The sequence below is a fragment of the Dorea sp. 210702-DFI.3.17 genome (assembly GCF_020560825.1).
In the GTDB taxonomy this organism is placed as follows: Bacteria; Bacillota; Clostridia; order Lachnospirales; family Lachnospiraceae; genus Dorea; species Dorea formicigenerans.
In genome coordinates this window covers 66,321-90,340 of sequence record NZ_JAJCNB010000007.1, presented here as the reverse complement: position 1 = coordinate 90,340, position 24,020 = coordinate 66,321, and the positions used below count along the sequence as shown (strand labels likewise).

Genomic DNA, 24,020 nt, shown 5'->3' with positions numbered 1-24,020 from the left:
GAAGTGTGGTAACACATGGAGCTGACTGTTACTAATAGGTCGAGGGCATAACCAAGTAAGGTGGATAGGTAAGATGTTAAAAGGTTTCTTATATGCAGTTTTGAAGATATATGAAAAAACCCTTGTAATTTTTGTTACTTGGGTTTATTATATATTTGTTATTCCTCGATAGCTCAGTGGTAGAGCATTCGGCTGTTAACCGAAGGGTCGTAGGTTCGAACCCTACTCGGGGAGTTAGTTAACCTGTAAGTATTATGCTTACAGGTTTTTTAGTATACAAAGTAATAATATATTTATTCGGAAAGAAAAATAAATGGTTGGTAGACAGGGGCTGTTTGGAACTATCTACATCTTTTGGGTCAACACTCAATATTGCAGATATAATACCTTTGCGAACCTTTTCATTTTGCATTAATTCTTTAAAACAGAAATCCACAGTCGGAAACATAATAAAATCATCAGAATTCCGTGATTCTGCTACTTGCGTCTTAAGTTTCTGTTTCCCCGCAGTCTGGGTTTTCAATGTTTGCGTTTTTTTGCTGTCTTTCTTTTAGTCATATACTTTCCTCTCATAGTTCAGATGAACACTGTCTGACAGAAAAGTTTTATTTTACAGATATATTAACATATACTTAATATTTATGCTAGTATATTAAGTGAAATTCATCACAATCCTTTAACAGTTTTCATCAGTTTGTTGTGCATCACTTTGGAATCTTGCCTGATGTTATAATAGGCTCCGAAAATGAATGAAGTTAATATAGATACTTTTACAGATAACAAGAATTGTTATCTGCCTTATTGTCGCCGTTTGTACTGTTGTTGTCACCAACATTATTATCAGCTTCCATATTTTTAGTTGTATATAATATTGTCTGGGCAACATTATTTGCTACAATCACAGGAATCATGACCATTGATAAGCGCTATTTGGACAAGGCAGCTACATTGGAACTGACAGGTGTAAAGCGGTTCATGAAAGTAATTCTGCCGGCAGCAAGTCCATCTATTCTGGCCGGTTTTGTAAATTCACTGAGAAGTTCTTTTGTAATGCTTGTATTTGCCGAAATGTATGGTGGCGGTTCAGGCATGGGCTATTTTGTAAAAAAGAATTCTGAACTTGGTGTATTTGCCAATACCTGGGTTGGATTTATCTTTATGGTAATTGTGTTAGTAGTTGTAATGCAGATATTTGAAAAGGTGAAAGAACAGCTGCTTAAATGGACAATTGATTAAAATTAAATGAAGATGAAAATATAGGAAAGTTGTGGTACATGGATGTGTATCACAGCTTCCCTTTTTTAACAAAAGCTAAATGCGTTTCATAAGTTACACTGCAATGTCCGGTGTCCAGTAGATATTATTTATCAATCTCACTCAGTGCAGCTTCATCAGCAACGATTGTTACATCATTATGTAACTGAAGGATGGAAGCCGGTACTTCCGGAGTGATTGCTCCATAGAGTACTTTCTTTAAGATCTCAGCTTTGTCCTTACCACTGACTACGACCAAAATTTTCTTTGCCTGCATGATATTCTTGATGCCCATGGTATATGCCTGGCGTGGCACCTCGTCTTCGGAAGCAAAGAAGCGTTTGTTGGCTTCAATTGTACTTTCTGTCAGATCAACACAGTGAGTTTCTTTTTCGAAAGCAGCTCCAGGCTCGTTAAAACCAATGTGCCCGTTGTGACCAAGTCCAAGAAGCTGGAGGTCAATACCTCCCTGGCTGCGGATAATTTCATTATAATCATCACACGCTTTTTTAGAATCTGCTTCCAGACCATTAGGGACAAATGTGTGGGATTTATTGATATTTACATGATTGAACAGATTGGTATTCATAAAGTAACGGTAGCTTTGATTATTTTCCGGACTTAAACCTTTATATTCGTCCAAATTGATACTCGTTACCTGTGAAAAATCTAAATCCCCTTTTTTATACCATTCGATCAATTGTTTGTAAGTTCCGACTGGGGAAGAACCTGTGGCAAGTCCAAGCACACAGTTTGGTTTCATAATAATCTGTGCTGAAATAATATTTGCAGCTTTTCTACTCATGTCCTGATAATCTTTTGCTTTGTAAATAACCATAGCTATACCTCACTTTTCTTTTTTTACTTTACATTCTGATAAATAAATTTCAGATGCATTTGTTTTGTTGTTATAAAATGTGTTTTCTGTAATGTAAAATTCCTGTTTCTGATATTAAGTATACTGATTTGTTTCATTATTTCAATATTATAAGCAAATATAGAAACTAGTTTCAAGGTCTGAAAAAATTACCATTGATTTGTGCAATGCTTACAAAAGAAGATGCATAAAATTTGTGGAAAATTGAGTTTCAGTCAAAATATATGAAACTAGTTTCGAAATACACACAACATATTGAAAAAAGTTTCAGAAGAACTTATACTGCAACTAGAACGAAGGAGGACATTAAAGATGAATCAGAAGGTAGAAAACCTGAAAGGTAAATTAATTGTATCTTGTCAGGCATTGTCAAATGAGCCGTTGCATTCTTCTTTCATTATGGGACGCATGGCTTTGGCTGCAAAAGAAGGTGGAGCATTTGGAATCCGTGCAAATACAAAAGAGGACATTAAAGAGATTCAGTCACAGGTAGATCTTCCAATTATCGGTATTGTGAAGAGAGATTACGAAGACAGTGACATTTATATTACTCCTACCATGAAAGAAATTGATGAACTGATGGAAGTAAAGCCGGAAATTATTGCGATGGATGCTACCATTTCAAAAAGACCGGGAAATAAGACACTGGATGAATTCTTCAAAGAAGCAAAAGAAAAATATCCGGATCAGCTTTGGATGGCGGATTGTTCTACTGTTGAAGAAGCAATTCATGCAGATGAACTTGGATTTGATTTTATCGGAACAACGATGGTCGGATATACAGAGCAAAGCAAAGGTGACAAGATTGAAGCAAATGATTTTGAAATTTTAAGAAAGATTGTTGCCGGAACAAAGCATCGTGTCATTGCAGAAGGAAATATTAATACTCCTGAAAAAGCAAGACATGTGATTGAGCTTGGAGCATATAGCGTAGTAGTTGGTTCAATTATTACAAGACCGCAACTTATCACAAAATCTTTTGTAGAAGAGATGAAAAAACTGGAAGCTTAATTAATTCACACATAAATCAAAAATCAAAAAAGAAAAAGGAGACAAGTAACTATGAGAAATCTTGATAAGTACAAAGGTGTTATCCCGGCATTTTATGCATGCTATGACAAAGACGGAAACATTAGTCCGGAGGCTGTTCAGGCACTGACAAAATACTTTGTTGAAAAAGGCGTCAAAGGTGTGTATGTAAATGGCTCTTCAGGAGAGTGCATTTAACAGAGCGTAGAGGACCGCAAGATTGTGCTTGAAAATGTAATGAAAGCTGCAGAAGGAAAGCTGACAGTTATCGCACATGTTGCATGCAATAACACAAAAGACAGCCAGGAACTTGCAAAACATGCAGAGAGCCTTGGGGTAGATGCAATCGCTGCAATTCCTCCGATTTATTTCCATTTACCAGAGTATGCAATTGCCAAGTACTGGAATGATATCAGTGCAGCAGCACCAAATACAGACTTCGTTATTTACAACATTCCACAGCTTGCAGGTGTTGCTCTTACACAGAGTTTGTTTGCTGAGATGAGAAAGAATCCGAATGTTATCGGTGTAAAGAATTCTTCTATGCCGGTTCAGGATATCCAGATGTTCAAACAGGCTGCAGGTCCTGACTACATTATTTTCAACGGACCGGATGAGCAGTTCATGAGCGGACGTGTCATCGGAGCAGAAGGAGCAATCGGTGGAACTTATGGTGTTATGCCTGAGTTATACTTGAAACTGGATGATTATGTAAAAGCAGGCGAGATGGAAAAGGCAAGAGAAATCCAGTATGCATGTGACGAGATTATTTACAAAATGTGTTCTGCACATGGAAACATGTATGCAGTGATCAAAGCTATTCTCAAGATTAATGAAGGATTGGAACTCGGCGGAGTCAGAGAGCCGCTTCCAGCATTGATTGATGCTGATATGGACATTGTAAAAGAAGCTGCACAGATGATCTGTGATGCGAAAAAGAAATATTTATAAGTCGTAACATCGTTGCCCAAAGGAACATAGGGAGGAAGAAAGGATGCAGGGATTTACCTATATTGATTTGATTATTTTAGTAGTTTATCTGGCAGCAGTATTATTTGCCGGACTTCATTTCGCTAAGAAGGAAATGAAAGGAAAAGAGTATTTTAAAGGTGACGGAACCGTGCCGTGGTGGGTTACTTCCGTATCTATTTTCGCAACTTTATTAAGCCCGATTTCATTCCTGTCACTGGCAGGAAACTCATATGCAGGAACATGGATCATGTGGTTTGCACAGCTCGGTATGCTGCTTGCAATCCCGATTACGATTAAATTTTTCCTGCCGATCTACAGTAAACTGGACATTGATACAGCTTATCATTATCTGGAACTGAGATTTGAAAGTAAAGGACTTCGTGTACTGGGAGCAGTGATGTTCATTGTTTACCAGATCGGACGTATGTCTATCATTATGTACCTGCCATGTATGGTACTTGGAAGCCTGACTGGAATCAGTGTAAACTTACTGATTATCATTATGGGTGTGATCGCTATTATTTATTCTTACACAGGTGGTCTGAAGTCCGTACTCTGGACAGATTTTATTCAGGGTTCTGTCCTTCTGATCGGTGTAACATTTGCCCTGGTCTTCCTTCTTGTGCATCTGGATGGAGGTTTTGGCGCGATTGCGCACGCATTTACGGCTGAGCACAAATTCCTTGCAGTAGATCAGCCGATCTTCAATGCAAATATTTTTAAAGACAGTGTATTTATCATGATTGTTGGTGCAGGGTTTAATACAATGGGATCTTATGTATCAAGTCAGGATATTGTACAGAGATTTACAACTACAACAGATACAAAGAAATTGAATAAAATGATGCTTACGAACGGAGCATTATCTATCTTTATCGCAACAGTATTCTATCTGATTGGTACAGGACTTTATGTATTTTATCAGCAGAATGCACTTCCACCGGCAGCAGCACAGGATCAGATATTCGCATCCTACATTGCATTTGAGCTTCCGGTCGGCGTGACAGGACTTCTGTTAGCTGCTATTTATGCGGCAGCACAGTCTACACTGTCAACAGGATTGAACTCTGTAGCATCAAGCTGGACGCTGGATATTCAGGCAAATCTTTCTAAGAAAGAGCTTGGATTTGAGAAAGAGACTAAGATTGGACAGAGAGTATCTCTCCTCGTTGGTATCTTTGCAATTGTCGTTGCAATGGTACTTGCAAACGGTGGAGTGAAATCAGCATACGAGTGGTTCAATGGATTCATGGGACTGGTACTTGGTATCTTGATCGGAACATTTATCCTTGGAGCATTCACAAAAGTTGCCAATACATTTGGAGCAGTTGCAGCATTTATTGCATCATCAGGAGTTATGGTTTATGTAAAATATTTCGTTCCTGCTGACCATGTAACAATCTGGAGCTATTCCATCATCTCTATCGTTGTATCACTTGTAATAGGTATTCCGGCAAGTATGATTTGGAGAAAAGTAAAAGGTGACACAAGTGTGCCGGCTGCAAATACAACAATTTATAACAAATAAGGAGAAATCACTATGATTTTTGGAAATATCAATCAGTTAGAAGAGTTTCCATATCTCGAGGAAGCTGTAAGAGAGTGCTTTGAATATGCAAAAAATAACGATATTCTTTCTTATGAAAAAGGATGTCACGAGATTGACGGAGACAGGTTGTTTGTAAATGTGGTAGAGTATACAACAACGACACCAGAGGAGCGTTTCTGGGAGGCTCACAAGAATTATCTCGATATTCATGTAATGTTAAAGGGAACAGAGCAGATTGATTTGAACTTTATTCAGAACATGGAACTTAAGGAATTTGTTGAGAAAGATGATTTTCTTCCAATGGACGGAGAAAAAAATGCATCTGTTATCTTAAGAGAAGGTGATTTCCTGATCTGTTATCCAAGTGACGGACATAGAACAGCGGTACAGGTGGGAGAGCCTGAGACAATTAAAAAGGCTATTTTCAAAGTGAAAATATAACAACAATACAGGTCGTATGACCTGTGGACAAGAAGGGTGAACCGCAGAAAATGGCTGGTTTGCCCTTTTTGCAGACTATTGTGTATGAAAGCAAAGAATTGACGGATTTTCAATGTGAAAGTTGAGAAGATAAAGCGAATCAGATATAATAGATATCACAGAATAGAGATGTCATAAAAATGTGAACGGGGATTGCAAGATGAATAAGTATGTAAGCATTGATATTGGTGGAACTGCAATAAAATATGGAATCATTTACGAAGATGCAGAGATTATATGTAAAAGATCTATGAAGACAGAAGCATGGAAGGGTGGCTCGGCCATTTTGCAGAAAGTAACAGGAATCGTGGAAGAAATGAAGCAGGAGGCGCAGGAGGAGATTAGCGGAATCTGTATCTCGACAGCAGGAATGGTAGATACCAAAGAGGGATCCATCTTCTATTCAGCGCCGTTGATTCCTAATTATGCAGGAACACAGTTTAAGAAGACACTGGAAGAGATGTTTCAGGTTCCGTGTGAGGTAGAAAATGATGTAAATTGTGCTGGCCTTGCCGAGAACCGTTCTGGTGCAGCAAAAGGAGCAAAAATAGCACTGGTATTAACGATTGGTACTGGAATTGGCGGTTGTATTGTGATTGACGGGAAAGTATTTCATGGTTTTAGCAATAGTGCATGTGAAGTTGGATATATGCATATGGATGACAGCGATTTTCAGACACTTGGAGCAGCAAGTATACTGACAAAGAAGGTAGCAGAATGGAAAGGCGAGCAAGAAGATATCTGGGATGGCTATCACATTTTTGAAGAAGCAAAAAAAGGTGATGAATTGTGTAATCGTGCAATTGATGAGATGTGCGATGTACTTGGAAAAGGAATTGCTAACATTTGTTATGTCATTAATCCAGAAATTGTTGTACTAGGTGGTGGCATTATGGCACAGGAAGAATTCTTAAAAGACCGGATTAAGGCAGCTATGGACAAGTATCTTGTGTCCAGTATTGCCAAACACACAAAGCTTGCATTTGCGAAACATCAAAATGATGCGGGAATGTTGGGAGCATTTTATCATTTCTGTAACGTGAGACATCTGATGTAGGAGAGATGAGTGTCGATGGAATATTATGTAAAATCAGTAATTCCGATTATTGAATCAAACTATGACAAATTTACGACAACAGAAAAGACCATTGCAGACTTTTTTATTCACAATCAGAAAAAGATGGACTTTTCTGTAAATCATATCGCAGAACTTTTGTATACTTCAAAAGCAACACTGACACGATTTGCACAAAAGTGCGGATATCACGGATACAAAGAATTCATTTATCAATATGAGGAGACATTTGTAGAGAAACAGGAAAAGATTACCGGAAATACGCGTATGGTCCTGAATGCATATCAGGAACTTCTGAATAAAACATATAGTCTGGTGGATGAAAGTCAGGTAGTCCGGATTATAGGGTATCTGAATAAGGCTGAAAAGGTGATTGTGTGTGGGCGCGGAAGTTCAGGATTTTCAGCAAAAGAGATGGAAATCCGCTTTATGCGAATCGGTGTAAATGTGGACTCTATGACAGATTCAGATATGATGCGTATGTCATCGGTATTTCAGGACAAAAGATGCTTTGTATTTGGATTCAGTATCAGTGGGGAGACAGAGGAAGTGACATATCTGCTGGAAGAGTCGTATAAGAGGGGTGCCAAGACGGTACTGTTTACGACAAATAATCGGGAAGGTTTTGAAAATTACTGTACGGAGGTCGTGTTATTACCATCTCTGAAACATCTGAATCATGGAAATGTAATTTCACCTCAGTTCCCGATTCTTGTTATGTTGGATATCATCTATGCATATTACATGGAACAGAATAAGTACTTAAGAGAAGAGATGCATGACAGTACACTTCGCGCACTGGAAGAAAGAGAAAACAGGGAAAAGAAACTATATCAGATGTGAGATAACTCCCACCTTGGCAGGTAGCATTAAATAAGCCGAGGCATTCTTGAATAGAAAGGAAAGAAAATATGATCATAGATAATGTGAAAGTTTACACGGAAGAGAAGACATTTGTAAAAGGTGGAATTATGCTTGACGGGGACAAGATCCAGAGAGTATATACAGAAGAGGAAAAGCCACAGTTTGGTGAGAAAGAGGTATTGGACGGTGAAGGTGCATATGCAATTCCGGGCTTGATCGACCTTCATTTTCATGGATGCAAAGGAGATGACCTTTGTGATGGAAATGAAGAGGCGATTGAGAGGATCGCACAGTATGAGGCCTCCATTGGTGTGACCGCTATTGCTCCGGCGACCATGACACTTCCGGTGGAAGAACTGAAACAGATCTTAAGTGTTGCAGCAAAATATAAGAAAAACGGGACAAGCCCGAAAGCAGCAGATCTTGTGGGAATTAACATGGAAGGTCCGTTTATCAGCAAAGTAAAAAAAGGGGCACAAGATGAGAGAAATATTATTCCGTGTAATGTAGAAATTGCAGAGCAGTTTCTGGAAGCTTCCGATGGACTGGTGAAATTTATTGGGATTGCTCCAGAAGATAATGAAGATTATCTGGAATTTATCGAGGAAATGAAAGGGAAAGTTAACATTTCTCTGGCTCATACGAATGCAGATTATGATACAGCGAAGAAAGCATTTGACGCGGGAGCAAACCATGCAGTACATCTCTATAACGCGATGCCGGCATTTACGCACCGCGCACCGGGAGTGGTTGGTGCTGTTTATGACGGTAAGCATGTGATGGCAGAGATCATCTGTGATGGGATTCATATTCATCCGGCTATGGTCAGAGCAACGTTTGAGATGATGGGGGCTGACCGTATGATTCTGATCAGTGACAGTATGCGTGCGACCGGGATGCCGGACGGACAGTATACACTTGGCGGATTGGATGTCAAGGTCGTAGGAAAACGTGCGACATTAGTATCTGATGGTGCAATAGCAGGTTCAGCAACGAACCTCGCGGATTGTATGAGAACAGTTGTAAAAGAAATGCAGATTCCACTTGAGACAGCTATTGCCTGCGCAACTATTAATCCGGCGAAGAGTCTTGGAATTGATGATCAGTATGGTTCGATTAAGGCAGGTAAGAAGGCAGATATTGTACTTCTGAAGGATAATCTGGATCTGCAGGCAGTCGTAAAAGATGGTGTAAGACTGTAAATATGATGCTAGGGTTATGGGAGTGCAAAGCACGGAACAATCCGTAGGCATCATAGTTGGGGCTTTTGCCCCAACTCATAAATATAAATGTAGGAAAGTTCGCCAGTCTGTAAGAGTACAAAAATGGCGGACTTTTTTGTTGCCAAGCATACGACAAAAAGGTCCGGTGGACCTTTTTTAGTAGACTTTTTCAGTTCGTGAAAGTTTGTTAATATGTTGCAAAGTCCATGGTATAAACTTATAATAACAGATAGTAGACACTTCTCACCTTGTATATACTCCATGAGAAGGTTCGGAAAATTATGTTGGAAATCTGTGACGAGAAGGAAAAAGCCAGCCTCTACTTTTCAGTGCAGGATGATGGAATTGGCATCGAGGAAGAAAAGCAAAAACTTATTTTCCAGAATTTTGAGCAGGCAGATGAATCTGAGATAGCAAGAAGGCAGGGAACAGGATTAGGTCTGGCAATCAGCCGCAGACTGATCCATATGATGGATTCCGAGATTAATCTGGAAAGCGAATTACATAAAGGAAGCAATTTCAGCTTTACACTGGAGCTAAAATATCTGGAGAATGTAGAGGAAGTAAAAGATTCGTCAGAAAAGTCATTGGATCTGAAAGGAAAGCATATTCTGATCGTGGAAGATAATGAACTGAATATGGAGATTATCCATACCATTCTGGATAAGTACGAAGCCAAGATTGAGGAAGCATATGACGGGCAGCAGGCTCTGGAAAAAATACTTCAAAGCAAGGAAGGAGAATATGATCTGATTCTTATGGATATTATGATGCCTGTTATGGATGGACTGGAGGCAGCCAGAGAGATTCGAAAACTTCCACGTGATGACTGCAAAACACTTCCAATCGTTGCGATGAGTGCAAATGCGTTTGATGAAGATGTTAAAAAGTCTTTGGCTACTGGTCTTGTTCAGAGTGTCACAAAATGTTTAGTGATGTGGCATGTATAGCAGAACTTAATACAACGGAAGTTCCATCACTTAAACCTGCACACAAAACCTTTACCGAGGCAAAGAAAGCCACATGTACAGAAAAAGGGAATAGAGCATATTGGCATTGCGAAGATTGTGGATTATATTTTGCAGATAAAGATGGCGTAATTGATACAGAAAAATCCTATGATGATAATTCTTCATTTATCAGAAATTCTTTAGGACATGATTTTACAAAACAGATTGAAGATAAAAGAAGGAACAAAGCTTGTAGCAGCACCAGTTACATACAAAATCATTGAAGGTGCTGCCGGTACATACACAATCAATGCAGATGGTTCCGCAGAGACAACTCTGACAGTAGCACAGAAAGATACAAAAGATACAGGTAAGACTGACGTAGGAAAGAAGCCAGCTTCTAAATCAGCAAAAACAGGAGACAACAGTAACTTGATTGCATGGTGCATCCTATTAGCAGCATCTGTTTGTATTGTAGGTTCTCTCAGAGTAATCAGAAGACAGAGAAGAAGATAGTAACCTCATAATTCAATAAAACAGGAATGCATAATATACGCCCCGCAAAATATTCACATTTTGCGAGGCGTTTTTGTATGAGATAATAATCAGAACAGCTACAATTTCAAGGAATGGTATGTCAGATATCAAATATCCACGTCTTCAGTATCGGATTCAGCTAATGTCCCGCATACAGTTGGTTCTATGGTATCGACCATTAAATGTTCCAGGAACTGCATTCCGCTTCCTTCAAGAAAGCGTCCGTAAAGTGGAAGCTTCGTCATCTCCCCTGTGATGGAAGACAGACCTTCTAAAATAAGCTCTTTCCCGGGAGACTCGGACCAATGTGCCATTAATTCGTTGCTTTTGAAATGTAAATAAAGCTTTCGGCTCATGGCTTCTTCCAGATAGACCATATCAAGAACAAGAACCGGGGCGTGATCTGCATCAGTAGTATACTCACATTTTACAGCTACAAGGTAAGTTTCTCCATGAAGTGTAATTAGGTTATCGATATAACGATCAAAACTTGCGGTCAGCGTACAATTTTCTTCTCCTTCCAGAAAGTGAATACAAAATTTGTCTGGACAGTTGATTTTGTCATATTGAAAAGAAATCTGTCTGACTCCGTTTGTCAGATTATTATGGAATACTTGAAGAATCAGCGGAAACAGGCCAACACTTGCGGGATTTATATTGTAGCATTTTTCGTCTAAATCCTTTAGCAACCGGACATATTTGGGATATATTGCATGGCTTCTGGAATATCCGCTTTTCTTTGCCCAGCCGCCGCGTCGGATCTGCGGCATGCAGGAAGGTCCATGGGAAAGTGAGTGAACCAGGTGTGTCAGTTTGTGATACTCGGCAGGATTTTCAGGGAGAGCATATTCAGATGCCTGATATTCCTGTGGAAATGCATCACGTATCAGATCTAGCATGACGTTATTCTGGAAGAGTTCATTGTTCCCAGCGCAGGTGACAATGACCATGTCAAGGTCAGGATACACGATTACATTCTGTCCGAGCATACCATTGAATTCAAAACTGCCTAGACGTTGTTCCATCCAGACCTGATATCCGTAACCATAAGTACCTTCTATACTGTCAATCTGTTTGGTGGTCGATTCGCGGATCCAGTCGGCCGGAATGATCTGCTTTTCGTGCCACATGCCGTGGTTTAGATAGAGCTGCCCTAATTTTGCCATGTCTTCCGGACAAATAAAAAGTCCCCAGCCGCCTTTTGTGATGCCTTTTGGGCAGGTCTCCCAGAGATATCGGGTGATGCCAAGAGGCTCAAATAGACGTGGCCGCAAGTATTCCTCCAGCGTCATCTCAGTTTTTGCGCTGACAATTGCAGAAAGGACATAAGTATTCAGACTGTTATACTGAAATTCCGTGCCAGGTTTTCCCGTTACAGGTGCATTCAGATAGCTTTCCAGCCAGTCATTACCAGAGACAATCCCAGATTCGTTAAATGTTACACCACTTGTCATTGTCAGAAGATGCCGTACTGTGATTTCCGGTCGGAAGATTTTGATCAGTGGATTGACTTTTCTGGGAAAGATATTGTATATGTTTTCATCTAAAGAAAGTTTCCCCTCATCGATTAGCAATCCGATTGCCATACCGGTAATACTCTTACACATGGAATGGGAAATGTGCCATATGCCGCTCCGGTAAGGCGCAAAGCTGCAGTCACAGATTACATTTCCATGTCGCAGTACAAGAAAGTGATGCATATCCGTGTATGGAGATGCAGATAAGTTACTTAGTAAATGTATCAGTTTCTCGGAAGAGACACCCTGGCTCTCTGGTGTAGCGCGCAGGAAAGCCTGTTCATACGGAAGGTTTTCCGGAAACGGGATTTTCTGTGGTGTGAAATCAACTTTGCTAACCCCGTTGGTCTTGCCGAGAATCATATTTGTGATCATTTCAATCACAGCAAGCTGCTCTTTTGCCATTGGCAGGTCACCTCCATATAAAAAAATAACATGCAGCAGAGCACATCCATCTCTGCTGCACAATTTGCAAGTAAAGCTCTTGCTTATAGTATAACATTATTCTTCCCTGACTACCCAATCTTTTTTCAGATACCAGACAGCGCCTTGCCAGTAAGTCTCTTCCGGAAGTGGATCCGTAAAAAGATGCTGCCAGCTTTTCTTGATTTTCTGAGCCAGAAGCGGATAAAATGAGGACTTCATAATGTCCAGTGGGTCGCGGACGCCCTGACGCTTATATTCCTGCTCAAAGGCGGCGATTTCTTCATCAGTTCCAACATATTCCATGTTCAGAATTTTATTCCATGTTCTCCGGTCAAAAAGAATCAACTCGTCTTTGGGAATTTCCAGGTGCATACGCCGGCAGCCAGCATTTGGAACTGCCCATTTTTTATCACGGTACATCCAGATTGGTGATTCAGCCTCTTGTGGCTTTGGAATGATCTTTACAGCTTCCTGGCGGAAAAACTTGTAAGCAGTGTCAAAAATCCAGGCAGTGTCTTGATATTTCTTTGTGATATAAGCCTGTTTTACATAGTTTACGCCATCTTTATCTACAATATCCCAGACAAGGTCAGGCTGCGTGCAATACATCGTGATAGTGTCTGAGGCTGATGATATATTATTCTCCGTCATAAAAACGTACCTCCTTGATCCACTCTTTCTTTAACTTCCAGCAGGTTCCGACCATGAGGGACGGATCATCCGGCTGAATCGTAAAAATTCGATCCCAGCTTTTGATAATTTTCTGCCTGAGCAGCGGGTAGAAGTTTCCTTTACTGGTTGTAACTAATGAATCTTCGGAGGCGATTCCATATTTTTTTAACTCTTCCATGTGGGCCTTTTCATCGGCCTCATCCAGCGGCACATAGAAATAATTGACGCGGTAGCCCCATTTGTCAAAATTGCAGATCAGGTATTCCCCCTCTGGAATCTCGACTTCGAATATGATTGCGTGTTCGGTTGGCTGTAACATCATATCCTCACTAACACTGAGCCAGATTGGATATTTCAGATCTTCTGGGATATCAATATATTTTCCTGCAGCTTTTGTGTACCATTCATACAATTCCAGATAGAATTCGGAAATGGTATCATTTTTTGCCTCGATATATTCTTTCTTTACAATATATTGACCTGTTTTTTGAAGCTCATCCCAGACAGCTTCATGTTGTCTTGTCCAAAACCGCATAGAAAAAACCTCCTTTATGATAAGTATAAAAACAGTTTCCTCTCGGGATGCTTTCGTGCTATTGAGAAATGTTTTGAAAATACTTAATTGTTAATTCTATGGTAAAACATCTGAAAAAGGTTTGCAAGACAATAATAAGCATGCTTATTAAATTTGTGGGTTTCGATCATATTTTTCCCGAGAGCGAAGTATTTATAATGGGGAATTCGCTGCTAAAGACAGAGCGGAAAAAGCATTTTATCGTGCGTCCATTTCCAGAGCGAGATGAAGAGCTGGAAGACATTTTCCGCACTTATGATTTTGAACTTATGGTTTATTTTTCTAATTATATTACATTTCATGGAACGATGGAAGGTGAAGCGGAGAAGCTTCGAAAAGTGTTAAGTTATTGTAAACGCAGTAAAGAGATACATGTAATCTATCTAACTGGTCCGGAGGCGGGGGATGTAGCTACGACCGGAAAGACACTTCTTGTCCGTGGAGCCGAGAATCTGTGTTGTCAGTATGGGAAAATGTACCAGATTCCGGTCAAAATCGTAAGAATTCCGTATCTGTATTCCGGAGTTTATAAGGAAGATTATTTTTATAAAATGTTTGCGGCTATCCGTAGTGGGGAGCTGGTGGAGATTCAGGATAATGCGCTGAATCTGAACTGGGATGTCTCCTATGATTTTGATGCTGAAGATATTACTTATACCGTAGAGCTTGCGACAGATTACCAGTTCCAGAATGTTATCTTCCGGCAGGAAGGAGTGGCAGTTCCGGAAGTACAGACAAGTGTTCCAGCAGCAGGCCAGTACTTTGTACGGGTACGTGCAACCGATTCATCTGGAAAGACACAGGACGCATTTGATTATTATACAACCGACAATGGCAAGAATTATGGTATGAAATGCTTCTATGTGACAGCAGAGTGGAAAGATTTATATTGTAGTAATTCATTATACCGGAGATGATGCCGGAGATGAAATCATACGCAACTTTGGAAAAATTCGTTATTTTATCAAATCAAAGACGATGCGGAAAGAAAAGACAGAGATGGCAGTTGAAGTATTCTGCAGACAGAATCAGATGGACTTTACGGAAAAAATCCGTAAGATTGAAAATGTGGATGATGTAACGCTGATTCAGTATAATGGCGAATATCACGGATAAAGGTAACTAAAAAGGTCCACCGGACCTTTTTGTCGTATGCTTGGCAACGTAAGAAGCCCACGGGTCATATGACCTGTGGGCTTCTTGCCGTTGTTTTTATAGTTATCTAAAGGAATGAGAGTTAAGTGCGTTTTGCACTTTATGAGGGGGAGATAGTTGATATTGATGGATGTCTCTCTCAACTATCTGTCATTAAGTATACAGAGGAAATGTGTCTAAAGTATGTGCGTGGTCTTAAAGAAATCGAAAATTTCTTAAGGAAATCTTATGGAAGTCTTATTTATTCCTGCCATACACGCAAAAAAAGAAACCTTGTAATCAAGGTTTCTTTTTTAGAGGCGCCAACCAGATTTGAACTGGTGATAGAGGTGTTGCAGACCTTTGCCTTACCACTTGGCTATGGCGCCATATCGAATGCTTATTTAGAATAACAAAGATTTCCGGTTTCGTCAACCCCAAAATGAAAAAATATTTCGAAAATTTGAATCAATTTGAAGTAGTCAGGATTATCATTAAAATTACCGGCAAAAAGACTTTCGAAAAATTTCATAATTTGACGTTATTGACAATGGCGTTACAGATAGTATAATTTGTAATATTGATGTCACGAGGCAGTCTTTTGACATTATGGTTGGACTTTTCTCCAACGTTATTATTACGAATAAAAGGTGTGAAAATTATGGAAAAAGATAAAGATTTCCTAGGGACAGAACCGATTGGAAAGCTTCTGCTCCGGCTAGCAATCCCGACGCTGGCAGCGCAGCTTATTAACATGCTGTACAACGTGGTGGATCGAATTTACATCGGTCATATCCCGAAGGTAGGAGCTTTGGCTCTTACGGGTGTCGGCGTGTGTATGCCGCTTATTATGATCGTGTCAGCATTTGCAGTGCTGGTAGGAAATGGTGGCGCGCCGAGAGCGTCTATTTATATGGGACAGAATAATAAGGAAGATGCGGAGAAGACACTTGGCAACTGCTTCGCAACACAGATTTTGGTGGCAATCGTGCTGACAATTGTGCTGCTTCTTGGCAATCGCACATTTCTACTGGCATTTGGAGCCAGTGAGAATACGATTTCATATGCGGCAGCCTACATGAACATTTATGCAGTGGGAACGATTTTTGTGCAGTTGACACTTGGGTTAAATGCATTTATCACTGCGCAGGGATTTGCAAAGACAGGAATGTTATCTGTGCTGATTGGTGCAGTGATCAACATTGTGCTTGACCCGATTTTTATCTTTGGATTACATATGGGCGTGCGAGGCGCAGCGCTTGCAACAATCATATCACAGGCATGCTCCTGTATCTGGGTCGTCAGCTTCTTATTTGGAAAGAAGACATTTTTAAAGATACAAAGAAAGAATATGAAGCTGGAAGCAAGAATTATATTACCAAGTCTTGCGCTGGGACTCGCAACATTTATTATGCAGGCGAGTGAAAGTATTATCACGGTGTGCTTCAACTCATCTTTGTTAAAATATGGCGGGGATATTGCAGTTGGAGCCATGACGATCCTGACCAGTGTAATGCAGTTTGCGATGCTGCCACTACAGGGACTTGGACAGGGAGCACAGCCGATACTCAGCTATAATTATGGAGCAAAAAATGTAGACCGCGTTCGGGGAACATTTCGCCTGCTGTTAAAGGTAAGCGTTGGATATGCAGTGATTCTGTGGTTATGTGTAGAACTTTTTCCACAGATTTTCGTCAGCATGTTCACATCAGACGCAGCACTGCTTGCATTTGGCAAGACAGCACTTCGTGTATATATGGCAGCAATGTTTATGTTTGGAATCCAGATCGCATGCCAGATGGGATTTACCTCTCTTGGCTGCGCACCAGAATCCATTATTGTAGCAGTAATGAGGAAATTCGTACTGTTGATTCCACTGATTTATATTGTTCCACACATCTGGAGTGCAGATCGAACTATGGGAGTATATCTGGCAGAACCAATCGCCGATTTCTTCGCAGTAACATTCACCATGATCCTGTTCAGTAACCGGTTTAAGAAAGCATTGAAAAAAATAGAAAAGTAAAAAAGGGACACCCTAAATCAATGATGGGGACGTAGAACCTTGAAGGTTTACTACGTCCCCAATTATTATTCTATATGTAATGTCCGCCGTTCATTCCGCTTCCACCACAGCAGAGTCCGCTTCCGCCGCAGCATAGGTTACAGACGAGGTTGGCGATACATAGTTTTACGCACCAGTCGCCGCTGCTTGAGAAGGTTGTCTGGTAAGGCCCTTGTTGCTGGCGGTACCAGTTTCCGCCATTTTCCAGTCGTTGTACGAGGGTGGTGTACTGTATATTGTTCGGTTCCATACGAGCTGCTTCGCGTGCATGCTGTAGGGCAATGACGTTATTGCCGATACCAGAGTTAGCGATGGCACTGTAGTAATACCATTGCGCAGTCTTGTTATCAATTCCGTTTAGAACATTGATTGCTTCCTGATAGCGGCCATTATTAATGAAATTGGCAGCGGCCTGCATATGAAGGTCACCTTCGTTACTGGTCGCGCCGGATCGTCTCTGCTGATACTGACCGGAGTAACCGCGGAAGTTTCCGAATCCTCCAAAGTCAAATCCGCCGAAGTCAAATCCTCCAAAGTCACCGTAGCCGCCATTAGGATTATTTCCGTCGTAACCGCCGGAAGAGCTTCCGTAACCATTTCCATAGGAACTGGTAGTGCCGTATTCGCGTTCATGCATAATCTGCTGGTAAGCCTGCTGGACTTCTTTGAATTTGGCTTCTGCCTGATCTTTATTCGGGTTATTGATATTTGCATCCGGGTGATATTTTCGGCTTAGTGCCCGGTATGCTTTTTTTATTTCGTCATCAGTAGCGCCGCGGGAAATGCCAAGGACGCTGTATGGATCATTCATGATTGTTCTCCTTATTCTGGTTTTCATATCGTTTGGACGTAACCATAGTATACCTGCACCACACCCCGGAATACAAGATGTTTCTTAAAATATCTGCGTGAAGCAGAATCGGAAGCTGTTCAAATTCTCTGGAACATTCGGCCATCATCATGGTCAGAAGAGTGCGGCATTCTGTGGCGAACTGTTCTGGAGTTTTTTGCAAAAATGCTTCCTTTAGCGGATTGTAGCTGTTATTTTCAATATCCTTTTCTACATCTTCATAGGCGTCCATGAGGTAAATGAATTTGCCAAGGAAGAATCCGATTTTTCGAAGAGATAATTCCCATGCGTCTGGTTCCCAGGCAAAGATTTCAGCCATGATATCACCGAAAAGTCCTGCCATAAGGTCAAGATTTGTCTCACCTTTTTTTTCATATTGATTGATTTCTTCTAATTTTGAGTGGATCAGCCGGACTTTTTCCGGGTAATTACTTTCAATCTTTTTGATCTTCGGCTCCAGCGCTTTTGCAGCAATATATCCTTTTTTCTTTCGCTCATCGGTCCAGTCGTCCTTACATTTATAATAGGAAAGAATGAGATTCATGGAAGCTGCATAATCTGTATATTCGTTGATTTTTGTCGGATGTTTTTCAAGCGGGTGCGCAATGCAGCGAATCTCACCGGTTATAGTCTTTGGTTCGTAAAGCCCGGTGAGCAGGACAATGAGAAATGTCATGTCGTAGGACAGTGTCAGTTGACCACGCTTTCCGTAACATTCTTTCAGACGGCGACAAAGACCACAATAGTACGCCTGGTACACATCGTAGTCTTTGAATTTCATTTCAGCTTTGTTGATTGCAATATATCCAAACATAAAAAGCCCCTTTACTTAGCTCTTCTTGATAAATGTTGTGTTACATTTCGGACAGCGGATTTCAATACGGCCTTTGCCTTTTGGTACACGTATTTTCTGTTTACAAGTCGGACATTTGTAAATGTGATGTGTCTTTCTCTGTGCCATTATACTTTTCTGTGAGGCGAAGAAATGTCGAACTTTCGCTGTTTTTGCCAGATAAGCCTGGTTCTCACAGGCACGTTTATAAGTTTGTCTTGAGAACATACGGAAATATGTGTAGATCAAAAGTGCCCAGCACAGCAGGGATAATACACTCCCCATTCTTGCAGGTACAAAGTTCGCCAAAAGCATCAGTACTAAAGAGATTATAATTGTAAATTTCCCAAAGGAATCTAATCCATATCTTCCATACATAAAGCGTTGTAATTTTTCTTTCATCAGTATCGTCCTCCTATGTAAATATCATACGCGCAGGCAAAAGAAAGTCAATAAACTGCAAATTAAAAAATTATAAAATAATTGAAGCAGGTAACGCAGATGTGCTACTATAGAGGAATAGAAAAGGAGCAGCATATGAGTAAGAATAGAAGAAGACCACATCGTGGCCGCAGAGAAAAGAAAGCCGGCATGTTATCCAATATCATCCTGATCGTGGCATTGGCTGTATTTTGCGTTTCAGCCTTTCAACTTGTGAAGATTGTCGGAGGTTATGCAAAAGGCCGTGATGAATATAAGAAGATTCAGAGCATTGCAATCAATAAAGAAGACAGTGAGCCGGAAAAAGGCTTTTCTGTTGATTTTGATGAATTAAAAGGAATCAATCCGGATACAGTCGGGTGGATCCGTTTTTACCCGGAGCCATCAATTATTAATTATCCGATTGTTCAGACAACAGATAATGAAAAATATTTACACAAAACATTTTCGGAAAATGATAATACACTTGGAACGATTTTTTTGAATGCGGACAATAATGCAAATTTCAATGATCGTAATTCAATCATATATGGTCATCGTATGAAGGACGGTTCTATGTTTCGAAAGTTAGATGAATATAAAGATAAATCTTTCTGGGAAGCAAACCCGTATTTTTACATTTACACGCCGGACGGAAGAGAGATTGTATATCATATTTACAGTGCGGCGACAGTCAAGGATACAGACGATGTGTATCTGACAGGCTTCGAGAACGACGAAGCATATCAGTCTTACCTGGATATGACGAAGCGAATCGCAATTTATGATACGGGTGTGGAAGTGACGACTGCTGATTCAGTTGTGACACTATCAACATGTACAAGCGCCAGCGACGAGCACCGATTTGTAGTGATTGGAGTAAAAGAACAAGAAAATCAAATGGGACAGACAAAGAATTAAGAAATGTCTGGACAGCAAAAATTATTCAGAAAATATAAAAAGTTGAAGACCCGGCAGATTACAAGGGAGGGGACAGCATGGGATATAATTATGAAGTCGGCGACATAGTAACACTGAAAAAACCACATCCTTGTGGAAGCAAAGAGTGGGAGATATTACGTGTAGGTGCGGATTTCCGATTGAAATGCATGGGATGCGGACATCAGATTATGACAGCACGGAAACTGGTCGAAAAAAATACAAAAGATTTGAAGAAAAAGGCTTGAAATCGGGAATCTTATATGATATAGTAGATAACCGTGATACAATATTTTTCTGCCCATTTAAGGGTGGAATTCCTTGCTCCCACATAAGCGGGCGGGGGCCAAAAGACCAGAAGGAGGTGCAGGACGACATGAATAAGTATGAATTAGCTGTTGTTGTCAGTGCAAAAATCGAAGATGACGAGAGAGCTCAGGTTATCGAGAAAGTAAAGGCTTTAGTAGAGCGTTTCGGTGGCAAGATCTCTGACGTTGATGAGAGCGGTAAGAAGAGATTAGCTTACGAGATTCAGAAAATGAAAGAAGCATATTACTACTTCATCCACTTCGATGCTGAGGCTGATGTTCCAGGCGAGATCGAGCAGAGAATCCGCATTATGGACAATGTCATCAGATATTTATGCGTAAGACAGGAAGCATAATCAGGAAGAAGAGGTAATTATATGAATAAAGTTATTTTGATGGGACGCCTGACCAGAGATCCAGAAGTGAGATATTCACAGGGTGGAGAAAATTCTCTGGCAATTGCGAGATATACGTTGGCAGTAGACAGAAGATTCAAACGTAATGGTGATGATCAGACTGCTGACTTCATCGGTTGCGTTGCGTTTGGACGAAACGCTGAGTTCGCTGAGAAGTATTTCCGTCAGGGACTGAAGGTTGTTGTGACCGGACGTATCCAGACAGGAAGCTACACGAACAAAGATGGACAGAAGGTATATACAACAGACGTTGTAGTGGAAGAACAGGAATTTGCTGAGAGCAAAGCTACAAGTGATGCCAACGCGGGAAGTTTTTCCCATGCAGGTGGTTTCCAGCAGGCACCGGCTCCGACGCCGGCAGCTGATGCAGGTGACGGCTTCATGAATATTCCAGATGGAATTGATGAAGAACTCCCATTTAACTAAGGTTCGTTGAATTTAGAAGATTCAAAGTATTAGGAGGCAAATAAAATGGCTTACGATAAAGCAGCTCGTCCAGAGGGCGGATTCAAAAGAAGAAATCCAGGACGCAGAAGAAAAAAAGTATGCGTATTCTGTGGTAAAGAGAATAACGAGATCGATTACAAAGATGTAGCAAAGTTAAGAAAGTATGTTTCTGAGAGAGGAAAAATCCTTCCAAGAAGAATTACAGGAAACTGTGCAAAACATCAGAGAGCTCTTACAGTAGCAATCAAGAGAGCTCGTCACGTTGCATTAATGCCATACGTGCAGGATTAATCAGTAGTTAATATTTGCCGTCACATCCATAAGGATGTGGCGGTTTTTGCATAGTAGAAAATTTTATTTTTTACTATGCAAAAAAGTATTATACAAAAAGCTTCTGACAGAAATATATACAAATAGACGTGACTTCAAAAGTATGGTATGATTTCTGTAAGTGGGTATTGTTATGTCAAAAAGAATATCGTAATTACGAAAGTTCAAACAGGAGGTATGTAATAAATTATGAAGAAACCAGTATTAGTAATTATGGCGGCAGGAATGGGAAGCCGTTACGGTGGACTGAAACAGATTGATCCGGTGGATGCGAAAGGACGCATCATTATGGATTTTTCCATCTTTGATGCAAAACGCGCTGGATTTGAGAAGGTAATTTTTATCATTAAGAAAGAGCAGGAAGACTTATTCCGCGAGGCAGTTGGCGACCGCGTGTCAGAATACATGGAAGTGTCTTATGCATATCAGGAAATCAATAATATTCCGGCAGGTTTTCAGGTGCCGGAAGGACGTGTGAAACCATGGGGAACAGCACATGCAGTTTATAGCTGTAAGGACATGATTGATGGCCCGTTTGCAGTTATCAATGCAGACGATTATTATGGAAGAGAGGCATTCCAGCTCATTTATGATTATCTGAATAGCCATGAAGATGATGATAAGTTCCGTTACACTATGGTAGGCTACAAGCTTTGCAACACTGTTACAGAAAATGGATACGTATCCCGTGGTGTGTGTGAGATGAACGAGGCTGGGGAACTGATCGGAATTCGTGAAAGAACACGTATTGAGCATCATGAGAACGGAATAGCATTTACAGAAGATGACGGTGCTACATGGACACATCTAGACGATGACACAACGGTTTCTATGAATATGTGGGGATTCTCAAAAAGTATTCTTGATGAGATCGAGAAAGGATTCCCGGCATTCCTTGAGAAGGGACTGAAAGAGAATCCTATGAAATGTGAATATTATCTGCCGGGAGTAGTCAGCGACCTGTTAGGAGAGAATCGTGCGACAGTTGCAGTTCTGAAATCAGCAGACAAATGGTATGGAGTTACATACAAAGAAGACAAACCGGTTGTTATGGAAGCAATCCGCAAGATGGAAGAAGAAGGACTGTACCCGGCTTAAAATATGTAAAGTTGCCGAAGCAATTGGGAAGTGCTATAATAAGACAAAAATGAAACTTCTTGATATCAGTTCAGAAAGCAGACATTGATATTGAGTGGAAAAATCATTACAAAGTAATGGAAGGTAAGATATCAATTCTTATATGGAGGAGATTAAGATGGCAAAAATATTAATTACAGGTGGAGCAGGATATATTGGAAGTCATACTGCATTGGAACTTTTGAAGGAGGGTTACGAGGTAGTTGTATATGATAATCTCTGCAACTCCTCCCAGGAGTCTATGAAGCGCGTAGAAGAGCTTACAGGTAAGACAATCACATTTTACGAGGGAGATATTCTGAACGCTGAAACTTTAAAAGTCATGTTTGAAAAAGAGCAGGTAGATGCAGTTATTCACTGTGCAGCGCTTAAAGCAGTCGGAGAATCTGTAAGAAAGCCTCTGGAATATTATCAAAATAATATTACAGGAACACTGACACTTATGAAAGTCATGCGCGAAGTTGGCGTGAAGAATATTGTATTTAGTTCTTCTGCAACTGTATATGGTAATCCGGAGACAATGCCGATTACAGAGGACTGCCCGAAAGGACAGTGTACGAATCCATATGGCTGGACAAAATCTATGATGGAGCAGATCATGACAGACGTTCAGGCTGCTGATCCGGAATGGAATGTAGTATTACTCCGTTACTTTAATCCGGTCGGAGCACATGAGAGCGGACGGATCGGGGAAGATCCGAAAGGAATCCCGAACAATCTGATGCCATACATTTCTCAGGTGGCAGTTGGAAAACTTGAAAAATTAGGAGTATTTGGTGATGACTATGATACACCGGATGGCACAGGAGTACGTGATTACATTCATGTTGTGGATCTGGCAGTTGGTCATGTAAAAGCAATCAAATACATTTTCTCGAATCCGGGACTGGATATCATCAATCTGGGAACAGGTGTTGGTTATTCTGTATTGGATATGGTAAAAGCATTTAGCAAGGCATGTGGAAAAGAAATTCCATATGAAATCAAACCGAGACGTGAAGGAGATATTGCAATGTGCTATGCGGATCCTTCGAAAGCTGCGAAAGTACTTGGCTGGAAGGCTGAGAGAGGTCTGGAACAGATGTGCGAAGATGCATGGCGCTGGCAGTCACAGAACCCGGAGGGTTATAGAGGATAAAGACT

The 24,020-nt window shown here is 40.6% G+C and carries 25 protein-coding genes, 2 tRNA genes and 2 pseudogenes; 21 read left to right on the top strand and 8 right to left on the bottom strand.

Annotation, left to right across the window (positions count from 1 at the left end):
• The first annotated feature begins 162 nt into the window (after positions 1 to 162).
• Positions 163 to 234: transfer RNA gene (locus LI149_RS06280), tRNA-Asn, on the top strand.
• A gap of 564 nt (positions 235 to 798) precedes the next feature.
• A pseudogene (locus tag LI149_RS06275) lies at positions 799 to 1,236 on the top strand (ABC transporter permease subunit); the annotation flags it as partial.
• Positions 1,237 to 1,360: 124 nt separating this feature from the next.
• On the opposite strand, the gene nagB reads toward LI149_RS06275, so the two are convergent.
• A complete protein-coding gene (nagB, locus tag LI149_RS06270; RefSeq protein ID WP_117650411.1) occupies positions 1,361 to 2,092 on the bottom strand; it encodes a glucosamine-6-phosphate deaminase in 732 nt (243 codons plus the stop codon).
• Between the two features lie 351 nt (positions 2,093 to 2,443).
• On the opposite strand from nagB, the gene LI149_RS06265 reads away from it, so the two are divergent.
• The 9 genes and pseudogenes from LI149_RS06265 (at position 2,444) to LI149_RS06225 (ending at position 10,789) form a co-directional block, all read left to right on the top strand.
• Positions 2,444 to 3,142 carry an N-acetylmannosamine-6-phosphate 2-epimerase gene (locus LI149_RS06265; protein WP_040015251.1) on the top strand — a complete coding sequence of 233 codons (699 nt, stop codon included), beginning with the start codon at positions 2,444 to 2,446 and terminating at the stop codon, positions 3,140 to 3,142.
• Between the two features lie 51 nt (positions 3,143 to 3,193).
• Positions 3,194 to 4,111 (top strand): annotated as a pseudogene (locus LI149_RS06260) (dihydrodipicolinate synthase family protein).
• Positions 4,112 to 4,154: 43 nt separating this feature from the next.
• The gene (locus tag LI149_RS06255) at positions 4,155 to 5,660 is read left to right on the top strand and encodes a sodium:solute symporter (RefSeq protein WP_168933886.1); all 1,506 of its coding nucleotides are present in this window, start codon (positions 4,155 to 4,157) and stop codon (positions 5,658 to 5,660) included.
• A 12-nt stretch (positions 5,661 to 5,672) separates the two neighbouring features.
• On the top strand, positions 5,673 to 6,122 hold the full coding sequence (locus LI149_RS06250; RefSeq protein WP_173785996.1) for a YhcH/YjgK/YiaL family protein: 450 nt from the start codon (positions 5,673 to 5,675) through the stop codon (positions 6,120 to 6,122).
• A gap of 199 nt (positions 6,123 to 6,321) precedes the next feature.
• Positions 6,322 to 7,218: an ROK family protein gene (locus LI149_RS06245; RefSeq protein ID WP_173785997.1), complete on the top strand. Its 897-nt coding sequence runs from the start codon at positions 6,322 to 6,324 to the stop codon at positions 7,216 to 7,218.
• Positions 7,219 to 7,233: 15 nt separating this feature from the next.
• Entirely contained in the window at positions 7,234 to 8,079 is an 846-nt protein-coding gene (locus tag LI149_RS06240) for a MurR/RpiR family transcriptional regulator (RefSeq protein WP_227143091.1), read from the top strand.
• A 68-nt stretch (positions 8,080 to 8,147) separates the two neighbouring features.
• The gene (gene nagA / locus LI149_RS06235) at positions 8,148 to 9,302 is read left to right on the top strand and encodes an N-acetylglucosamine-6-phosphate deacetylase (RefSeq protein ID WP_168933884.1); all 1,155 of its coding nucleotides are present in this window, start codon (positions 8,148 to 8,150) and stop codon (positions 9,300 to 9,302) included.
• A 302-nt stretch (positions 9,303 to 9,604) separates the two neighbouring features.
• Complete coding sequence (locus LI149_RS06230) at positions 9,605 to 10,273, top strand: response regulator (protein ID WP_227143090.1); 669 nt, start codon at positions 9,605 to 9,607, stop codon at positions 10,271 to 10,273.
• Between the two features lie 207 nt (positions 10,274 to 10,480).
• Positions 10,481 to 10,789, top strand: a complete 309-nt coding sequence (locus LI149_RS06225; protein ID WP_168933883.1) for a hypothetical protein — start codon at positions 10,481 to 10,483, stop codon at positions 10,787 to 10,789.
• Between the two features lie 128 nt (positions 10,790 to 10,917).
• On the opposite strand, the gene LI149_RS06220 is transcribed toward LI149_RS06225, so the two are convergent.
• The 3 genes from LI149_RS06220 to LI149_RS06210 all read right to left on the bottom strand — a co-directional run bounded on the left by LI149_RS06220 (position 10,918) and on the right by LI149_RS06210 (position 13,960).
• A complete protein-coding gene (locus LI149_RS06220; protein ID WP_227143089.1) occupies positions 10,918 to 12,732 on the bottom strand; it encodes a serine hydrolase in 1,815 nt (604 codons plus the stop codon).
• Between the two features lie 96 nt (positions 12,733 to 12,828).
• Positions 12,829 to 13,404, bottom strand: a complete 576-nt coding sequence (locus LI149_RS06215) for a DUF3841 domain-containing protein (RefSeq protein ID WP_118364958.1) — start codon at positions 13,402 to 13,404, stop codon at positions 12,829 to 12,831.
• Positions 13,391 to 13,960, bottom strand: a complete 570-nt coding sequence (locus tag LI149_RS06210) for a DUF3841 domain-containing protein (protein WP_168933880.1) — start codon at positions 13,958 to 13,960, stop codon at positions 13,391 to 13,393. Before LI149_RS06210 ends, LI149_RS06215 begins: the two co-directional genes overlap by 14 nt.
• Positions 13,961 to 14,157: 197 nt before the next feature.
• Between LI149_RS06210 and LI149_RS06205 the strand changes: the two genes are divergently transcribed.
• On the top strand, positions 14,158 to 14,916 hold the full coding sequence (locus tag LI149_RS06205) for a hypothetical protein (protein ID WP_227085853.1): 759 nt from the start codon (positions 14,158 to 14,160) through the stop codon (positions 14,914 to 14,916).
• Between the two features lie 61 nt (positions 14,917 to 14,977).
• Positions 14,978 to 15,115: a hypothetical protein gene (locus LI149_RS06200; RefSeq protein WP_227085852.1), complete on the top strand. Its 138-nt coding sequence runs from the start codon at positions 14,978 to 14,980 to the stop codon at positions 15,113 to 15,115.
• 336 nt (positions 15,116 to 15,451) lie between these two features.
• Here the strand turns inward: LI149_RS06200 and LI149_RS06195 are convergent.
• Positions 15,452 to 15,522 (bottom strand) — tRNA-Cys (locus LI149_RS06195).
• 272 nt (positions 15,523 to 15,794) lie between these two features.
• On the opposite strand from LI149_RS06195, the gene LI149_RS06190 reads away from it, so the two are divergent.
• Positions 15,795 to 17,159, top strand: coding sequence for an MATE family efflux transporter (locus tag LI149_RS06190; protein WP_005330778.1), 1,365 nt, complete (start codon positions 15,795 to 15,797; stop codon positions 17,157 to 17,159).
• A 70-nt stretch (positions 17,160 to 17,229) separates the two neighbouring features.
• On the opposite strand, the gene LI149_RS06185 is transcribed toward LI149_RS06190, so the two are convergent.
• The 3 genes from LI149_RS06185 to LI149_RS06175 are packed head-to-tail and all read right to left on the bottom strand — an operon-like array spanning position 17,230 to position 19,282.
• A complete protein-coding gene (locus LI149_RS06185) occupies positions 17,230 to 18,009 on the bottom strand; it encodes a J domain-containing protein (protein ID WP_173786000.1) in 780 nt (259 codons plus the stop codon).
• Positions 18,002 to 18,862: a DUF5685 family protein gene (locus LI149_RS06180; RefSeq protein ID WP_005330782.1), complete on the bottom strand. Its 861-nt coding sequence runs from the start codon at positions 18,860 to 18,862 to the stop codon at positions 18,002 to 18,004. Before LI149_RS06180 ends, LI149_RS06185 begins: the two co-directional genes overlap by 8 nt.
• Positions 18,863 to 18,877: 15 nt before the next feature.
• Positions 18,878 to 19,282 (bottom strand): hypothetical protein, encoded by a 405-nt coding sequence (locus LI149_RS06175; RefSeq protein ID WP_173786001.1) that lies wholly within the window; start codon positions 19,280 to 19,282, stop codon positions 18,878 to 18,880.
• Positions 19,283 to 19,381: 99 nt separating this feature from the next.
• On the opposite strand from LI149_RS06175, the gene srtB reads away from it, so the two are divergent.
• From srtB to galE, 7 genes are all read left to right on the top strand, one after another.
• Positions 19,382 to 20,221, top strand: coding sequence for a class B sortase (gene srtB / locus LI149_RS06170; protein WP_173786002.1), 840 nt, complete (start codon positions 19,382 to 19,384; stop codon positions 20,219 to 20,221).
• Between the two features lie 77 nt (positions 20,222 to 20,298).
• Positions 20,299 to 20,487: a DUF951 domain-containing protein gene (locus LI149_RS06165; RefSeq protein ID WP_005340599.1), complete on the top strand. Its 189-nt coding sequence runs from the start codon at positions 20,299 to 20,301 to the stop codon at positions 20,485 to 20,487.
• 128 nt (positions 20,488 to 20,615) lie between these two features.
• The gene (gene rpsF / locus LI149_RS06160) at positions 20,616 to 20,903 is read left to right on the top strand and encodes a 30S ribosomal protein S6 (protein WP_005340598.1); all 288 of its coding nucleotides are present in this window, start codon (positions 20,616 to 20,618) and stop codon (positions 20,901 to 20,903) included.
• 21 nt (positions 20,904 to 20,924) lie between these two features.
• Positions 20,925 to 21,389: a single-stranded DNA-binding protein gene (locus LI149_RS06155; RefSeq protein WP_005340597.1), complete on the top strand. Its 465-nt coding sequence runs from the start codon at positions 20,925 to 20,927 to the stop codon at positions 21,387 to 21,389.
• Positions 21,390 to 21,434: 45 nt separating this feature from the next.
• Positions 21,435 to 21,701 (top strand): 30S ribosomal protein S18, encoded by a 267-nt coding sequence (gene rpsR, locus LI149_RS06150; RefSeq protein ID WP_005330794.1) that lies wholly within the window; start codon positions 21,435 to 21,437, stop codon positions 21,699 to 21,701.
• 228 nt (positions 21,702 to 21,929) lie between these two features.
• Positions 21,930 to 22,838, top strand: a complete 909-nt coding sequence (locus LI149_RS06145; protein ID WP_005330796.1) for a sugar phosphate nucleotidyltransferase — start codon at positions 21,930 to 21,932, stop codon at positions 22,836 to 22,838.
• A 157-nt stretch (positions 22,839 to 22,995) separates the two neighbouring features.
• Complete coding sequence (galE, locus tag LI149_RS06140; protein ID WP_227143088.1) at positions 22,996 to 24,015, top strand: UDP-glucose 4-epimerase GalE; 1,020 nt, start codon at positions 22,996 to 22,998, stop codon at positions 24,013 to 24,015.
• The last annotated feature ends 5 nt before the right edge of the window (positions 24,016 to 24,020 follow it).

Bases quoted from the DNA above. Each gene is read 5' to 3' on its own strand.
- LI149_RS06155 (WP_005340597.1), top strand. From the start codon at position 20,925: ATGAATAAAGTTATTTTGATGGGACGCCTGACCAGAGATCCAGAAGTG.
- LI149_RS06200 (WP_227085852.1), top strand. From the start codon at position 14,978: ATGCGGAAAGAAAAGACAGAGATGGCAGTTGAAGTATTCTGCAGACAG.
- LI149_RS06205 (WP_227085853.1), top strand. From the start codon at position 14,158: ATGGGGAATTCGCTGCTAAAGACAGAGCGGAAAAAGCATTTTATCGTG.
- LI149_RS06175 (WP_173786001.1), bottom strand. From the start codon at position 19,282: ATGAAAGAAAAATTACAACGCTTTATGTATGGAAGATATGGATTAGAT.
- LI149_RS06145 (WP_005330796.1), top strand. From the start codon at position 21,930: ATGAAGAAACCAGTATTAGTAATTATGGCGGCAGGAATGGGAAGCCGT.
- galE (WP_227143088.1), top strand. From the start codon at position 22,996: ATGGCAAAAATATTAATTACAGGTGGAGCAGGATATATTGGAAGTCAT.
- LI149_RS06215 (WP_118364958.1), bottom strand. From the start codon at position 13,404: ATGACGGAGAATAATATATCATCAGCCTCAGACACTATCACGATGTAT.
- LI149_RS06220 (WP_227143089.1), bottom strand. From the start codon at position 12,732: ATGGCAAAAGAGCAGCTTGCTGTGATTGAAATGATCACAAATATGATT.
- LI149_RS06190 (WP_005330778.1), top strand. From the start codon at position 15,795: ATGGAAAAAGATAAAGATTTCCTAGGGACAGAACCGATTGGAAAGCTT.
- nagB (WP_117650411.1), bottom strand. From the start codon at position 2,092: ATGGTTATTTACAAAGCAAAAGATTATCAGGACATGAGTAGAAAAGCT.
- nagA (WP_168933884.1), top strand. From the start codon at position 8,148: ATGATCATAGATAATGTGAAAGTTTACACGGAAGAGAAGACATTTGTA.
- LI149_RS06185 (WP_173786000.1), bottom strand. From the start codon at position 18,009: ATGAATGATCCATACAGCGTCCTTGGCATTTCCCGCGGCGCTACTGAT.
- LI149_RS06245 (WP_173785997.1), top strand. From the start codon at position 6,322: ATGAATAAGTATGTAAGCATTGATATTGGTGGAACTGCAATAAAATAT.
- srtB (WP_173786002.1), top strand. From the start codon at position 19,382: ATGTGCTACTATAGAGGAATAGAAAAGGAGCAGCATATGAGTAAGAAT.
- rpsF (WP_005340598.1), top strand. From the start codon at position 20,616: ATGAATAAGTATGAATTAGCTGTTGTTGTCAGTGCAAAAATCGAAGAT.
- LI149_RS06180 (WP_005330782.1), bottom strand. From the start codon at position 18,862: ATGTTTGGATATATTGCAATCAACAAAGCTGAAATGAAATTCAAAGAC.
- LI149_RS06255 (WP_168933886.1), top strand. From the start codon at position 4,155: ATGCAGGGATTTACCTATATTGATTTGATTATTTTAGTAGTTTATCTG.
- LI149_RS06265 (WP_040015251.1), top strand. From the start codon at position 2,444: ATGAATCAGAAGGTAGAAAACCTGAAAGGTAAATTAATTGTATCTTGT.
- LI149_RS06230 (WP_227143090.1), top strand. From the start codon at position 9,605: ATGTTGGAAATCTGTGACGAGAAGGAAAAAGCCAGCCTCTACTTTTCA.
- LI149_RS06225 (WP_168933883.1), top strand. From the start codon at position 10,481: ATGATTTTACAAAACAGATTGAAGATAAAAGAAGGAACAAAGCTTGTA.
- LI149_RS06250 (WP_173785996.1), top strand. From the start codon at position 5,673: ATGATTTTTGGAAATATCAATCAGTTAGAAGAGTTTCCATATCTCGAG.
- LI149_RS06210 (WP_168933880.1), bottom strand. From the start codon at position 13,960: ATGCGGTTTTGGACAAGACAACATGAAGCTGTCTGGGATGAGCTTCAA.
- rpsR (WP_005330794.1), top strand. From the start codon at position 21,435: ATGGCTTACGATAAAGCAGCTCGTCCAGAGGGCGGATTCAAAAGAAGA.
- LI149_RS06165 (WP_005340599.1), top strand. From the start codon at position 20,299: ATGGGATATAATTATGAAGTCGGCGACATAGTAACACTGAAAAAACCA.
- LI149_RS06240 (WP_227143091.1), top strand. From the start codon at position 7,234: ATGGAATATTATGTAAAATCAGTAATTCCGATTATTGAATCAAACTAT.